This window comes from Actinomadura sp. NPDC048394 (assembly GCF_040651755.1).
GTDB lineage: Bacteria > Actinomycetota > Actinomycetes > Streptosporangiales > Streptosporangiaceae > Spirillospora > Spirillospora montaniterrae.
Genome location: NZ_JBEZJL010000053.1, coordinates 36,158 through 51,100 on the forward strand (window position 1 = coordinate 36,158; position 14,943 = coordinate 51,100).

At 70.6% G+C, this 14,943-nt stretch carries 11 protein-coding genes; 6 read left to right on the plus strand and 5 right to left on the minus strand.

Translation table 11 applies throughout. The features are described 5' to 3' along the window. Positions 1-187: 187 nt before the first annotated feature. The 5 genes from AB0C78_RS32990 to AB0C78_RS33010 form a co-directional block, all read right to left on the minus strand. A complete protein-coding gene (locus AB0C78_RS32990; RefSeq protein ID WP_360755578.1) occupies positions 188-2,686 on the minus strand; it encodes an FtsX-like permease family protein in 2,499 nt (832 codons plus the stop codon). Further along, positions 2,683-3,513, minus strand: a complete 831-nt coding sequence (locus tag AB0C78_RS32995) for an ABC transporter ATP-binding protein (protein WP_360755581.1) — start codon at positions 3,511-3,513, stop codon at positions 2,683-2,685. The genes AB0C78_RS32990 and AB0C78_RS32995 overlap by 4 nt, the downstream gene beginning before the upstream one ends. 324 nt (positions 3,514-3,837) lie before the next feature. Beyond that, a complete protein-coding gene (locus AB0C78_RS33000; RefSeq protein ID WP_225991774.1) occupies positions 3,838-4,518 on the minus strand; it encodes a response regulator transcription factor in 681 nt (226 codons plus the stop codon). A gap of 173 nt (positions 4,519-4,691) precedes the next feature. Next, complete coding sequence (locus AB0C78_RS33005; RefSeq protein ID WP_360755584.1) at positions 4,692-5,915, minus strand: sensor histidine kinase; 1,224 nt, start codon at positions 5,913-5,915, stop codon at positions 4,692-4,694. A 168-nt stretch (positions 5,916-6,083) separates the two neighbouring features. Further along, positions 6,084-6,962 (minus strand): PD-(D/E)XK nuclease family protein, encoded by an 879-nt coding sequence (locus AB0C78_RS33010; RefSeq protein ID WP_360755650.1) that lies wholly within the window; start codon positions 6,960-6,962, stop codon positions 6,084-6,086. A gap of 172 nt (positions 6,963-7,134) precedes the next feature. Between AB0C78_RS33010 and AB0C78_RS33015 the strand changes: the two genes are divergently transcribed. The 6 genes from AB0C78_RS33015 (at position 7,135) to AB0C78_RS33040 (ending at position 14,732) form a co-directional block, all read left to right on the plus strand. Beyond that, complete coding sequence (locus AB0C78_RS33015) at positions 7,135-8,325, plus strand: site-2 protease family protein (RefSeq protein WP_151541563.1); 1,191 nt, start codon at positions 7,135-7,137, stop codon at positions 8,323-8,325. Positions 8,326-8,400: 75 nt separating this feature from the next. Continuing rightward, on the plus strand, positions 8,401-9,321 hold the full coding sequence (locus tag AB0C78_RS33020; protein WP_360755587.1) for a tRNA (adenine-N1)-methyltransferase: 921 nt from the start codon (positions 8,401-8,403) through the stop codon (positions 9,319-9,321). A gap of 254 nt (positions 9,322-9,575) precedes the next feature. Further along, positions 9,576-11,339: a proteasome ATPase gene (arc, locus tag AB0C78_RS33025; RefSeq protein ID WP_360755589.1), complete on the plus strand. Its 1,764-nt coding sequence runs from the start codon at positions 9,576-9,578 to the stop codon at positions 11,337-11,339. A gap of 147 nt (positions 11,340-11,486) precedes the next feature. Then, a complete protein-coding gene (dop, locus tag AB0C78_RS33030; protein ID WP_151541566.1) occupies positions 11,487-13,004 on the plus strand; it encodes a depupylase/deamidase Dop in 1,518 nt (505 codons plus the stop codon). Between the two features lie 276 nt (positions 13,005-13,280). Then, positions 13,281-13,490 (plus strand): ubiquitin-like protein Pup, encoded by a 210-nt coding sequence (locus AB0C78_RS33035; RefSeq protein ID WP_344274853.1) that lies wholly within the window; start codon positions 13,281-13,283, stop codon positions 13,488-13,490. Between the two features lie 105 nt (positions 13,491-13,595). Continuing rightward, positions 13,596-14,732: an endonuclease VII domain-containing protein gene (locus tag AB0C78_RS33040; RefSeq protein WP_360755594.1), complete on the plus strand. Its 1,137-nt coding sequence runs from the start codon at positions 13,596-13,598 to the stop codon at positions 14,730-14,732. Positions 14,733-14,943 lie beyond the last annotated feature (211 nt).

The following is a 14,943-nucleotide window of genomic DNA, read 5'->3' on the forward strand; positions in this document are numbered from 1 at the left end:
CGGAAGACCGCCCTCGGGCGTGCCTCCCGCACGCCGAAGCCCCGGCCCCCGCACAGGGGGACCGGGGCTTCGCCTTGTCCCCGTGACCGGGCGCGGCCCGCGAGCCACCGGCCCGGTGCGCGCCGCCGTACGGCGAAGCCCCGGCCCCCTTTCGGGAGGGCCGGGGCTTCTGCTGCGAGCGCGACGGTCACTCGGTGGAGATGGCCTTCAGCACGTCCATCCGCCCGGCCCGCCACGCCGGCCACAGCGCCGCGAGGACGCCGATCACCGCCGCGACCACCAGGTACACCCCGAGCGTCCCGTACGGCACCGCCAGCACCCCGAGCCCCTGGCCCTTCAGCGCGTTCTGCAGCGCCGCGCCGAACGCCACGCCGATGCCCATGCCGAGCACCGCGCCGAACACCGCGATCACGATCGACTCGATCCGGATCATCCGGCGCAGCTGGCGGCGGCTGATGCCGATCGCCCGCAGCAGCCCGATCTCCCGGGTCCGCTCGATCACCGACAGCGCCAGCGTGTTGACGACCCCGACCGCCGCGATGATCACCGACATGGCCAGCAGGATCGACAGGAACGTCACGAACCCGTCCACCTGCTTGCGGGCGTCCTTCTTCAGCGACGACTGGTCCGACACCTTCAGGTTCGGGTACGCCTTCAGCGCCGACTCGATCGACGTCTTCGTCGCCGCGTCGGTCTTCGCCGCGTTCACCAGGACCGCGTCCACCGACGGCCGCACCGTGTGCCGCAGGTACACCTGCTCGGCCACGATCCGGCCACCGATCAGGTCGCTCTTGGCGAAGATCCCGGTGACCTTCAGCTGCTCGGTCTTCCCGTCGGGGAACAGCGCCGGCACCGTCGACCCGACGTGCCAGCCCTTGTCCTTGGCGGTCGACTCGTTCACCATCAGCCCGTTCGCGCCGATCGCGGTGCCGCCGGACACCATCTTCAGCCGCGCCGCCTTCGCGATCACGCCGACGTCGCCCGACATGTACGTGCCGCGGTCACCGGCGAGCTTCGCGGTGCCCTCGTAGGTCGGGGACGCCGACTCCACCCCGGGCGCCGCCTTGATCTTCTGCGTGGCGTCGGGGGTGATGTCGCCGCCGGTCGCCTGCACGAGGTAGTCCGCGCCGAACTGCGCGTCCACCTGCTGGTCGATCGACGCGCGCATCGTCGCGCCGAGCACGTTCACCGTGGTGATCAGCGCCAGGCCGATCATCAGCGCCGCGGCGGTCGCGGCGGTGCGGCGCGGGTTGCGCAGCGCGTTCTGCCGGGCGAGCCGGCCCGGCGCGCCCATCAGCCGCGCGAACGGCCACCCGAGCACCTTCACCACCGGGACGCTGATCACCGGCGCGAGCATCGCCACCCCGATGAACACCGCGAACGCGCCCGCCCCGACCGGCACCGCCGGGTTCCCGCCGTTCCCGGCCAGCCCCGCCGCGATCAGGCCCGCGCCGACCAGGGTCAGCAGCGACCCGAGCGCCACCCGGATCCGCAGCGTCCGCTGCGGCAGCGCCACGTCGTCGCGCATCGCCGCGACCGGCGGGATCTTCGCCGCGCGCCGCGCCGGGAAGTACGCCGACACGACCGTCACGACGATCCCGACGACGTACGACCAGATCACCGGTGTCGCGGTGAACGTCAGGCCGCCCGACCCGGCGTCGCCCATCTGCCCCTGCAGCAGCGCCGCCAGGCCCGCGCCGGCCGCGAGGCCCAGCGTCGACCCGACGAACCCGACCGCGACCGCCTCACCGATCACCGCCCGGGTCACCTGCGGGCGCGCCGCGCCGATCGCGCGCAGCAGCGCCAGCTCCCGGGTCCGCTGCGCCACCAGCATCGAGAACGTGTTGAAGATGATGAACGCCCCGACGAAGATCGAGATCAGCGCGAACACCAGCAGGAACGTGCGGAAGAACCCCATGATCTGCGCGACGTCGCTCTTGTTCTCGTCGCGCATCTTGGTGCCGGTGACGGCCTCCACGCCGTCCGGCAGCACCTTCGCGACCCGGTCGCGCAGCTGCGTCTCCGACGGGCCGGAGGAGCTCATCTCGATGTCGCTGTAGTAGCCGGGCTTCAGCAGCAGCTTCTGCGCGGTCGGGGTGTCGAACGCGGTGACGCTCGCGCCCATCAGGTTCCCGGTGTCGATCAGGCCGACGATCCGCATCCGCTGCGCCGCGCCCGACGACACCACCCCGACGGTGTCGCCGATCGCGAGCCGCCCCTTCTTCGCGGTCTCCGCGTCGATGATCACCTCGGCGGGGCCGTGCGGCGCCCGGCCCGACTTCAGGTCGAACGACCCGATCGTGTTCCAGTTCGTGCCGAGCTGCGGCGGGCCCTGCCCGCCCGAGCCGACGATCTTCCCGTCGCGGCCCACGACGGCGGCGTACCCGTTGACGTTGCCCTGCGGGTTCTTCACCCCGTCGACGCCCTTCAGCGCCGTCAGCACCGACGCCGGCACCGGCTGCGCCGCCTGCCCGTCGTCGTCGCCCCCGACGACCTTCTTGGCCCGCACGTCCACGGCGACGTTCTTGCCGACCCGGCTGAACAGGTCGTCGAACTGCTTGTTCATGCTGTCGGTGAAGATCAGCGTGCCGGCCACGAACGCCACGCCGAGGATCACCGCGACGGCCGTCAGCACCAGCCTGATCTTGTGCGCCGCGAGGTTGCGGCGCGTGACCTTGCCCATCATCGCGCCGCGACCTCCGGCCCGTGCCCGCCCGGCGCGGCGGCCGGGCGGCCCGCCGTCTCGAAGCCCTTCATCCGCTCCAGGACGCGCTCGGCGGTCGGCCCGGTCATCGTGTCGACGATCTGCCCGTCCGTCAGGAACAGCACCTGGTCGGCGTACGCGGCGGCGGACGGGTCGTGCGTCACCATCACGATCGTCTGGCCCATCCGCTGCACCGAGTCCCGCAGGAACGCCAGCACCTCCGCGCCGGACCGCGAGTCGAGGTTGCCGGTCGGCTCGTCCGCGAAGATGATCTCCGGGCGGGACGCCAGCGCCCGCGCGCACGCCACCCGCTGCTGCTGGCCGCCCGACAGCTCCGACGGGCGGTGCTTCAGCCGCGGCCGCAGCCCGACGGTGTCGATCACCTGGTCCAGCCACGCCCTGTCGGCCTTGCGGCCGGCGATGTCCATCGGCAGCGTGATGTTCTCCAGCGCCGTCAGCGTCGGGACCAGGTTGAACGCCTGGAAGATGAACCCGATCTTGTCGCGGCGCAGCCGGGTGAGCTGCTTGTCCTTCAGCCCCGTCAGCTCGGTGCCGCCGATGAACACCTGCCCGGAGTCCACCGAGTCCAGCCCCGCCATGCAGTGCATCAGCGTGGACTTCCCCGAACCCGACGGGCCCATGATCGCGGTGAAGCGGCCGCGGGGGATCCCCACGGTCACCGAGTCCAGCGCGACCACCTGGGCGTCGCCGCGCCCGTACACCTTGGCGATCTGATGGGCCCGTGCGGCGAAGTCGCCCGCCCCGGGCGCGGAATGCGCGTCAGCGGTCGATGGGGCGGTGTTCGTCACGTGAACTCCCCTGTGTGAGTGGATGAGGGTGGAATCGAACTGCGCGGACCGCGCTTTCGTCCCCCGGCGGTCCGTCCCTCAGAACAGTAGGAGTCCGGCGGCCCCGTGAGATGCACCCCAGGAATGGACTTATCACTCCATCCCTGGCAGGAGAGGCGGTGCCGGGGTCGTCCTCCCGGAGTAGGGGGTCCACTGGCGAAAGAAGGGACCGCTCAGGGGCCGCCCCTGAGGCCGCGCCCGTGTACCACTGCTTCAACCAGCCCCGACACCCCGCCCCGACACCTGCCCCGAACCCCGGGGACGCGTCAGGGTCACCCCGGGGGGTCAGCTCTGGCCCGGGCGGCTCAACCCCGTCTCGTAGGCGTACACCACCGCCTGCACCCGGTCCCGCAGCCCCAGCTTCGCCAGCACGTTCCCCACGTGCGTCTTCACCGTCGTCTCGCTCACCACGAGCTCCGCGGCGATCTCCGCGTTCGACTGGCCCCGCGCCACATGCGTCAGCACCTCGCGCTCCCGCTCGGTCAGCGTGTCCAGCCCCGGCGGCGGCGACGCGTCCCGCACCGCCGGCAGCCGCGTCGCGAACCGGTCCAGCAGCCGCCGCGTCACGCTCGGCGCCACGATCGCGTCACCGGCCGCCACGATCCGGATCGCCTGCACCAGGTCCTCCGGCGGCGAGTCCTTCAGCAGGAACCCGCTCGCCCCCGCCCGCACCGCTTCGATCACGTACTCGTCCAGATCGAACGTCGTCAGGATCAGGACCTTCGGGTCGTGCGACGCTGCGCCCTCCCGGATGATCCGCCGGGTCGCCTCGATCCCGTCGACCCCCGGCATCCGGATGTCCATCAGCACCACGTCCGGCAGCAGCGACCGCGTCATCTCCACCGCCGCCGCGCCGTCCCCGGCCTCGCCGACCACCGCGATGTCCGCCTCGGCCTCCAGGATCAGCCGGAACCCCGTCCGCAGCAACGGCTGATCATCGACGAGCAGCACCCGCACCGCGCTCACCCGGCCACCCCGCTTGCGTCCATCGTCCCCGCTCCTCGCCTCGCACCGGCAAACGTCACCCTATGCCCTCCCCATCCCCGCCACGCCCCCGCGGCGCCCGCCCCGCGACTCCTCAGAGCCGCCCGGAGCCGCCCGGAGCCGCACGCCGTCCCGCACCCGCGCACCGCCACCGCTCACGCCTCCAACGGGAACCGCGCCCGCACCCCGAACCCCCCGCCGACCCGCGGCCCGATCCGCAGCTCACCCCCGTACAACGCCACCCGCTCGTACATCCCCACCAGCCCGTGCCCCGGATTGTCCGTCCCGTCCGCCACGATCGTCGCCGTCCCCCGCCCGTCGTCCTCGATCTCCACCGTCAGATCCGCGTCCGTGTAGTACAACCGCACCCACGCCCGCGCCTGCGCCCCCGCGTGCTTCAACGTGTTCGTCAACGCCTCCTGGATCAACCGGAACGCCGCCACGTCCACCCCCGGCGACGGCGTCCGCGCCTCACCCTCGATCCACAGCTGCACCGACAACCCCGTCTCCCGCACATGGTCCAGCAGCTCCCCGAGATCCCCGAGGCCCGGCTGCGGCGCCAGCTCCCGCCCCGCCTGGTCGGCGTCCCGCTCCGTCCGCAGCACCCCCACGATCCGCCGCATCTCGCTCAGCGCCGTCCGACCGACCTCCTCGATCGTCGACATCGCCTCCCGCGCGCTCCCCGGATCCCGGTCGATGATCCGCCGCGCCGCCCCCGCCTGCACCGTCATCACGCTCACATGGTGCGCCACCACGTCGTGCAGCTCCCGCGCGATCCGCGACCGCTCCTCGATCCGCGCCGCCCGCGCGTCAGTCCCCCGCGCCCGCTCCAGCCGCGCCGCCCGGTCCTCCAGCTCCGCGAAGTACGCCCGCCGCAACCGCAGGTTCCGGCCCAGCACCCACACACCCGCCACCAGCGCGCAGTCGCTCACCAGCACCACCGGCGACGTCCCCACCGGCAGCATCACCAAAGACACCAGGAACGACACGAACCCCGCCACGCCCCCCAGCGCGCTCTGCGCCAGCCCCCGGTGCGCCGCCAGGCTGTAGATCGCGATCAGGAACGCCATCACGTCCGGCACCGACGGCGGATACCCCCACACCGTCAGCGCCATCTCACCCGCCACGATCACCAGCAGCACCGGCAGCGGATGGCGGCGCCGCCACGCCAGCGCCAGCGTCACCACCACGACGATCAGCCCGTTGACCGCGTCCGGCGTCCGGAACGCCGCGTAGTCACCGCTCTCCGGGAAGTCCTGCAGATACATCTGCGGGAGGCCCACCAGCAGCAGCCCCAGCGCGAGCAACGCGTCCGCCGCCTGCGGACGCGCCTGCAGCCAGGCACGAAAGGTACGAAGACCACGGATGCGGGGTGACACGACTCTCACCCTAGGAGGTCACAGCAGGTCGAGACCCATCCTGCGCGCGGATCCGCGCTCCTCCCCAAGGATGACCCCGCCCACCGCCCCCTGCGCCCCCGGACGGCCCCGCACCGGGCCCGACCCAGGTGCCGGGCAGGCGCCGGGGCAGGCGCCGGGGCCGCGCCGCTACAGGTCGTCGCGCTCCCGCACCGCCCCGACCTCCACGGCGCCCTCCAGATCCGCCGGAGACGGACGCCGCACCGGGACCGCGGGCAGCGGCGGGGGAGTGCCCCCGAACTCCGGGCACCGCTCCTTGTGATCGCACCAGTCGCACAGCCGGCTCGCCCGCGGCCGCCACTCACCCGAGTCCATCGCCCGCCGGATCGCCTGCCACAGAGCCTCCACCTTCCGCTCCGTCGCCCGCAGATCCCGCTCGTCCGGCTCGTACCGCAGCACCTCGCCGTTCCCCAGATACATCAGCTGCAGCAACCGCGGCACCCGCCCCTGCAGCCGCCACAGCACCAGCGCGTAGAACTTCATCTGGAACAGCGCCCGCGCCTCGAAATCCGCCCGCGGCGCCGTCCCCGTCTTGTAGTCCACGATCCGCACGTCACCCGACGGCGCCACGTCCACCCGGTCGATGTACCCCCGCAGCTTCAGCCCCGAATCCAGCACCGTCTCCACGAACAGCTCGCGCTCCGCCGGCTCCAGCCGCCGCGGATCCTCCAGCGTGAAGTACCGCTCCACCATCCGCTCCGCCTGCGCCAGCCACTCCGCCCGCTCCGCCGCCCCGGCCTCGTCGTCCCCGAAAAGCCCCTCCAGCTCCGGCTCCGCCGACAGCAGCCGCTCCCACTGCGGCCCCAGCAGCTCCAGCGCCGCCCCCACCGTCCGGCCGCCCGCCGGCAGGTCGTACAGCCGCTCCAGCACCGCGTGCACCAGCGTCCCCCGCGCCGCCGCCGGCGACGGACGCTCCGGAAGCCGATCGATCACCCGGAACCGGTACAACAACGGACACGTCATGAAATCACCCGCCCGCGACGGCGACAGCGACCCCACCACCTCCACCCCGCCCCCACCCCGCGGAGACGGAACGGACACCTCACCACCGGCCTCGGTCGTCGTCATGGCACAGCAGCGTAGGCGACACCCCCGACGAAATCCCGCACCCCCGCCCACCCGCCATGATCACCCCGCACCGCCCGCCGACCCGCCCCTACGGGGCCGTAGCATCGGATACGTGACCAACAGCGCGCCCCCGACCCAGGGCAAGACGCCCGCCGGCGACCCCGGCCCCCGCAACGGCGGCCCCGACACCCGGCCCGGCCTCTACATGGGCCGCCCCTTCGGCGTCCCCGTCTACGTCTCGCCCAGCTGGTTCCTGGTCGCCATCCTCGTCACCGTCATGTTCGAAGGCCAGGTCAACGGCGTCATCGACCGCCCCCTCAGCTACCTCGTCGCCTTCGCCTACGCCGTCCTGCTCTACGGCTCCGTCTTCGTCCACGAACTCAGCCACGCCGTCACCGCCCGCGTCCTCGGCCTCCCCGTCCGCTCCGTCACCCTCCACATCCTCGGCGGCGAGACCTCCATCGAACGCGAGGCCGCCACCCCCGGACGCGAATTCCTCATCGCCTTCGCCGGCCCCCTCGTCAACCTCGTCCTCGCCGGCCTCGGCCTCCTCGCCCACGCCGTCCTCCCCCTCCCCGACGTCGCCCTCCTCCTCATCGACGCCCTCACCTTCGCCAACCTCCTCGTCGGCGTCTTCAACCTCCTCCCCGGCCTCCCCCTCGACGGCGGACGCCTCGTCCGCGCCGCCGTCTGGAAGGCCACCGGCCACAGCCGCAGCGGCGCCATCTTCGCCGGCTGGGTCGGCCGCGCCGTCGCCGTCGCCTGCCTCGTCTCCGGCGCCTACCTCGCCACCTACCGCACCGACGAAGGCGGCAACGGCGGATTCGGCTGGCTCGCCCTCCTCTGGTCCGCCCTCGTCGCCTCCTTCATCTGGGTCGGCGCCACCCAGGCCATCCGCGCCGAACGCTTCCGCGACCGCGTCCCCCTCCTGTCCGCCCGCCGCCTCGCCCGCCGCGCCACCCTCGTCACCGCCGACACCCCCCTCGCCGAGGCCATCCGCCGCGCCCACGCCGACCAAGCCGGCGCCCTCGTCATCGCCGACCACGACGGCAACCCCCAGGCCCTCGTCAGCGAGAAGGCCGTCACCGCCACCCCCGAGCACCGCCGCCCCTGGATCACCGTCGGCGAACTGTCCCGCGGCCTCGAACCCGACCTCACCCTCCCCGCCGACCTCACCGGCGAGGACCTCATCACCGCCCTCCGCCGCAACCCCGCCTCCGAATACCTCCTCACCGAACCCGACGGCCGCGTCTACGGCGTCCTCGCCGTCACCGACGTCGACCGCGCCTTCGCCGGCGTCTGACCACCCTCCCCGCCCCGAACCGCCCCCCGCCCGGACGGCCTGAGCTGCGGCCTCCCGGCGCTAGCCTTGACCACCATGAGCGAACCCCAGCCCACCGAGCCCGCACCCTCCACCGGCCGCATCCCGCACGGCCCGTTCCGGCCCGGAGACCAGGTTCAGCTCACCGACCCCAAAGGCCGCATCAACACCATCACCCTCCAACCCGGCAAGCTCTACCACTCCCACAAAGGCTCCGTCCCCCACGACGACATCATCGGGAGCCCCGAAGGCACCGTCTACCGCTCCACCGGCGGCGTCGAATACCTCGCCTTCCGCCCCCTCCTCGCCGACTTCGCCGTCCGCATGCCCCGCGGCGCCGCCGTCGTCTACCCCAAGGACGCCGCCCAGATCGTCGCCATGGCCGACATCTTCCCCGGCGCCCGCGTCATCGAGGCCGGCGCCGGCTCCGGCGCCCTCAGCTGCTTCCTCCTGCGCGCCGTAGGCGAACACGGCCTCGTCTCCTCCTACGAACGCCGCCCCGACTTCGCCGACATCGCCCGCGCCAACGTCGAGAAGTTCTTCGGCGGCCCCCACCCCTCCTGGCGCCTCACCGTCGGCTCCCTCGAGGACGCCCTCACCGAGACCGAAGCCGACCGCGTCGTCCTCGACATGCTCGCCCCCTGGGAGACCCTCGACGCCGTCGCCAAGGCCCTCATCCCCGGCGGCATGGTCTGCGCCTACATCGCCACCACCACCCAGATGTCCCGCGTCGTCGAGGACCTGCGCGCCCACGGCGCCTTCGCCGAGCCCTACGCCTTCGAGACCCTCCTGCGGTCCTGGCACGTCGACGGCCTCGCCGTCCGCCCCGACCACCGCATGGTCGGCCACACCGGCTTCCTCGTCACCGCCCGCCGCCTCGCCGACGGCGTCACCCCGCCCGTCCGGCGCCGCCGCCCCGCCAAGGGCGCCCACCCCGCCCCCGAAACAGACGCGAACGCTGCGACGGGCTTGCAATAAGCACAGCGACACGCCGTGTGCCACCCCACACACCCCGAAATCGACAAACCCTCCACCCCGACACGCCCCCACACCCAAAACCCCAGGTCCGCCCAGCACAACACCACCACCAACACCACCCCCGGCCCGCCCCCCGAACACCACCCGAACCACACCCGCACGACACGAGTACCGAATGGGCAGGTTACGGAAGCCCTCCAGATAGGTAGGGTCTCAGTAGGTCGTCGGCTCTCTTCGTGAGGAGGTGACGGGGCGTGGCCGCTCGTGACGATGCTGGGGCGCGCAGGGCGCAGCACGACAAGGAGGTCAGGGACCTCCAAACGCAGATCTCCTTCCTGGAGGAGGAGATCTCCGTGCTGCGCCGTAAGCTCGCGGAATCCCCGCGCCAAGTACGTGTCCTGGAAGAACGCCTCCATGAGGCACAAGCGAACCTGGCCGCCGTGACAGGCCAGAACGAGCGACTCGTAGCGACCCTCAAAGAGGCTCGCGAACAGATCGTGGCGCTCAAGGAGGAGGTCGACAGGCTCGCGCAACCACCCTCCGGATTCGGAGTGTTCCTCGAAACCCGCGACGACGGAACCGTCGACATCTTCACCGGCGGACGCAAGCTGCGCGTCAACGTCAGCCCCGCCGTCGACGTCGACGAACTCCAACGCGGCCAGGAGGTCATGCTCAACGAGGCCCTCAACGTCGTCGAAGCGCTCAAGTTCGAAGAGCAGGGCGAGGTCGTCATGCTCAAGGAGCTCTTCGACGACGGCGAACGCGCCCTCGTGATCGCCCACGCCGACGAGGAACGCGTCATCAAGCTCGCCGAACCGCTCCGCGGCGTCCCGCTGCGCGCCGGCGACTCGCTGATGCTCGAACCCCGCTCCGGCTACGCCTACGAGAAGATCCACAAGGCCGAGGTCGAAGAGCTCGTCCTCGAAGAGGTCCCCGACATCTCCTACGAGGAGATCGGCGGGCTCGGCTCCCAGATCGAAATGATCCGCGACGCCGTCGAATTGCCCTACCTGCACGCCGACCTGTTCCGCGAGCACAAGCTCCGGCCCCCCAAGGGCGTCCTCCTCTACGGACCGCCCGGATGCGGCAAGACCCTCATCGCCAAGGCCGTCGCCAACAGCCTCGCCAAGAAGGTCGCCGAACAGACCGGCAAGGAGGGCAAGAGCTTCTTCCTCAACATCAAGGGCCCCGAACTCCTCAACAAGTACGTCGGCGAGACCGAGCGGCACATCCGCCTGGTCTTCCAACGGGCCCGCGAGAAGGCCTCCGCCGGAACCCCGGTCATCGTCTTCTTCGACGAGATGGACTCCATCTTCCGCACCCGCGGATCCGGCGTCTCCTCCGACGTCGAGAACACCATCGTCCCGCAGCTGCTCAGCGAGATCGACGGCGTCGAAGGGCTGGAGAACGTCATCGTCATCGGCGCCTCCAACCGCGAGGACATGATCGACCCCGCGATCCTGCGGCCCGGCCGGCTCGACGTCAAGATCAAGATCGAACGGCCCGACGCCGAGGCCGCCAAGGACATCTTCTCCAAGTACATCCTCAGCGGCCTCCCGCTGCACCCCGACGACCTCAAGGAGCACGGCGGCTCCGAAGAGGCCACCGTCGAGGCCATGATCCAGCGGACCGTCGAGCGCATGTACGCCGAAAGCGAGGAGAACCGCTTCCTCGAGGTCACCTACGCCAACGGAGACAAGGAAGTCCTGTTCTTCAAGGACTTCAACTCCGGCGCGATGATCCAGAACATCGTCGACCGCGCCAAGAAGATGGCCATCAAGCAGTTCCTCGACACCGGCCAGAAGGGACTGCGCGTCAACCACCTCCTCGCCGCCTGCGTCGACGAGTTCAGCGAGAACGAGGACCTGCCCAACACCACCAACCCCGACGACTGGGCCCGCATCTCCGGCAAGAAGGGCGAGCGGATCGTCTACATCCGCACCCTCGTCTCCGGAACCAAGGGCGCCGAAGCCGGCCGATCCATCGACACCGTCGCCAACACCGGCCAGTACCTGTAACCCGCACCACAATCACGGCCACGCGGCGGCCGCCCCACCACGGGGCGGCCGCCGCACGCCGTCCCGCACCCCGCCCGGCACCCCGACACGCCCCGGGAAAGACCGGCCCCATGGCTCCACCCTCCCGGCCCCGATAGGCTCGACGATATGAGTGTTCGGCGGGTGATGGGCATCGAGACCGAGTACGGCATCTCCGTACCCGGACAGCCAGGGGCCAACGCGATGGTGACCTCCAGCCAGGTCGTCAACGCCTACCTCGCGGCATCGGCGGCACGGGCCCGCAGGGCCCGCTGGGACTTCGAGGAGGAGAACCCCCTCCGCGACGCCCGCGGCTTCGACCTCGCCCGCGAGGTCGCCGACCCCACCCAGCTCACCGACGAGGACCTCGGCCTCGCCAACATCATCCTCACCAACGGCGCCCGGCTCTACGTCGACCACGCCCACCCCGAGTACTCCGCGCCCGAATGCACCAACCCCCGCGACGCCGTCATCTGGGACAAGGCAGGCGAACGCGTCATGGCCGACGCCGCCGCCCGCGCCGCCATGGTCCCCGGCACCCACCCCATCCAGCTCTACAAGAACAACACCGACAACAAGGGCGCCTCCTACGGCTGCCATGAGAACTACCTCATGCGCCGCGAGACCCCCTTCGCCGACATCGTCCGCCACCTCACCCCCTTCTTCGTCTCCCGCCAGGTCGTCTGCGGCGCCGGCCGCGTCGGCATCGGCGTCGACGGACGCGGCGACGGCTTCCAGATCAGCCAGCGCGCCGACTTCTTCGAAGTCGAGGTGGGCCTCGAGACCACCCTCAAGCGCCCCATCATCAACACCCGCGACGAACCCCACGCCGACCCCGAGAAGTACCGCCGCCTCCACGTCATCATCGGCGACGCCAACATGGCCGAGCTGTCCACCTACCTCAAGCTCGGCACCACCTCCCTCGTCCTCGCCATGATCGAGGACGGCTTCCTCACCGTCGACCTCTCCGTCGACATGCCCGTCGCCGCCCTGCGCGCCGTCTCCCACGACCCGTCCTGCAAGCACCTGCTCACCCTCCGCGACGGCCGCAAGATGACCGCCGTCCAGCTCCAGATGGAGTACCTCGAGCAGTCCCGCAAGTACGTCGAGGACCGCTACGGCGCCGACGTCGACGAGATGACCAAGGACGTCCTGGACCGCTGGGAGTCCGTCCTGCACCGCCTCGGCGACGACCCCATGCAGCTGTCCCGCGAGCTCGACTGGGTCGCCAAGCTCGCCCTCCTCGAGGGCTACCGCAGCCGCGACGGCATCGACTGGTCCCACCCCCGCCTCCAGCTCGTCGACCTGCAGTACGCCGACATCCGGCCCGACAAAGGCCTCTACAACCGCCTGGCGTCCCGCGACCGCGTCGAGCACCTCATCACCGAGGCCGAGGTCGAGCGCGCCATCGACGACCCGCCCGAGGACACCCGCGCCTACTTCCGCGGCCGCTGCCTGCGCCAGTACGCCGACTCCGTGGCCGCCGCCTCCTGGGACTCCGTGATCTTCGACGTGCCGGGCCGTGAGTCGCTGCAGCGCGTCCCGACCCTGGAGCCGCTCCGCGGCACCAAGCAGCACGTGGGCGCCCTGCTGGACCGCTGCCGCACCGCCGCCGACCTGGTGGCCACGCTGACCGGCCAGGGCTGAGCAGGCCCTCCGAGGGGCTGACACGCGGGCGCCGTCCGATCTTGGACGGCGCCCGTTGGATAGTGCCACTATCGAGTGGCGTCCCGCACTGACCTGCGACGACGGGCGATGTCGCGGTTTCGTGGCCGCTTTGCCTGTTTCACCGGTCTGCGGACGGGCGATAACCGGATCAGGCCCCCGACGCCTAGAGCGACCGGACGAAACGGACCATAAGATCCGCTCGTCTAGGAAGATCGGAGATAGGGTCGGGGTACCGGCAAGAAGCGGAGGTACGGAATGGCCACGAAGGACACCGGCGGTCAGAAGCAGACCACCCGGCGCACGGAAGAGGTCGAGGAGACCGAGGCCACGACGACCGAAGACGTCCAGGAGCGGCAGGAGAAGCTCACCGACGACGTCGATTCAATTCTCGACGAAATTGACGAAGTCCTCGAAGAAAATGCCGAGGAATTTGTTCGTGGGTTCGTCCAAAAAGGCGGGGAATGATATAGAAGCTCCGGAAATGTCCGGTTCGGGCAAAAGTGGAGCGCCTTCGGGCTGAGATAATTCAATACGAGCTAAAGGCGTGGGCGGACTGGTAAAGTCACGCCCATGCCTGCTAAACGGTGCCGTGACTGCGGCAAGGTCAAGCCGGCCGGGGAATTCTGGAAACGCAAGGCGTCCCCGGACGGCCTCGCTCTGTACTGCAAGGAGTGCTTTGGGCTGCGCAATGCTGCAGCCTATCGTGGCAAGCAAGCCGTACAGGGAAAGAAGGTGCGAGCCTATCGAAAGCGACAGAAGCTCCCGGAAGGGATGAAGTACTGCGCTCGGTGTGACACGGTGAAATCGGTTAACGAATTCGGTCGCAACCGGGCGCGCAAGGACGGAATCGCCACATATTGCCGCCCCTGCTATGCGGCGGTCATCACCGAGAACAAGCGTCGCAAGCACGGAGGCCAGCGCAACTATCTCCTCAAGCTCCGTTACGGAGTCACTGAGCAGGAGGTGAAGCGCATGATCGCAGAGCAGGGCGGAGTCTGTGTCATCTGCCTCGGAGCGGAGCCGAAGCACGTCGATCACGACCACCTCACCGGCCTTGTCCGTCGCGCCCTGTGCTTCAAGTGCAACGGAGGTCTCGGGCAGTTCGACGACGACCCGGAGCGGCTTCGGCTTGCTGCGAACTATCTCGAACTGCGCGGGCCTCATGCGCGGAGGTTGCGCATCGAGATCGGAGCGCCGGTCATGTGGCGTACCCTGAGCGAGGCCGAGTGGCGATCCGGGCCCCGGCCGAGCAGATCGCCCCAGGAGACGCGTCTCCGGCGCAAGTACGGGATCGGCGTCGAAGATGCGAAGTGGCTCCTCAAGGTTCAGGTGGGGCACTGCGCGGTGTGCGCGGACCTCCCTGCCGAGCATGTCGATCACGACCATGTGAGCGGCGCGGTGCGCGGGCTCGCCTGCACTGGGTGCAACAGCGGTATGGGACAGTTCGGCGACGATCCGATCGCACTGCGCCGTGCTGCGGATTACGTGTCCGGGCGGCTCGTCCGGACGGTGGAGACGGCGGACGGCGGGACGCGGCTGTCGCTGACGGTTCCGGACGTGGACCCGGCGACGGTGCCGAACGGCGGGTGGAAGGAGTTCTGGGAGGCGGACGGCCGGTACCGCAAGGAGACGCTGCCGTTCGACGAGGAGCTCGACATGCCGACGTGGGTGGGCTCGGACGAGGACGGTTCCTTCGTGTACGCCTGACCGTCTCCGGTGCGTGGACGGGTACGACACGCGCGCACGGCCGGCCCGCCGTGTGCGCGTGCGTTCTGTGCGGGTGGGCGGGCTTTCGCGGGGGAAGGTTCGCCGTGGGCTGACGCGGTGGTGGATCACGCGGCATGCGCCGGGTGAGGGTTGAACAGTAGGGTCGTAGGAGTCTGCGCCGGTGGGGTATGCGAGGGTCACCGGCGCCTGG

Bases quoted from the DNA above. Each gene is read 5' to 3' on its own strand.
- dop (WP_151541566.1), top strand. From the start codon at position 11,487: ATGAGTGTTCGGCGGGTGATGGGCATCGAGACCGAGTACGGCATCTCC.
- AB0C78_RS33040 (WP_360755594.1), top strand. From the start codon at position 13,596: ATGCCTGCTAAACGGTGCCGTGACTGCGGCAAGGTCAAGCCGGCCGGG.
- AB0C78_RS33020 (WP_360755587.1), top strand. From the start codon at position 8,401: ATGAGCGAACCCCAGCCCACCGAGCCCGCACCCTCCACCGGCCGCATC.
- AB0C78_RS33035 (WP_344274853.1), top strand. From the start codon at position 13,281: ATGGCCACGAAGGACACCGGCGGTCAGAAGCAGACCACCCGGCGCACG.
- AB0C78_RS32990 (WP_360755578.1), bottom strand. From the start codon at position 2,686: ATGATGGGCAAGGTCACGCGCCGCAACCTCGCGGCGCACAAGATCAGG.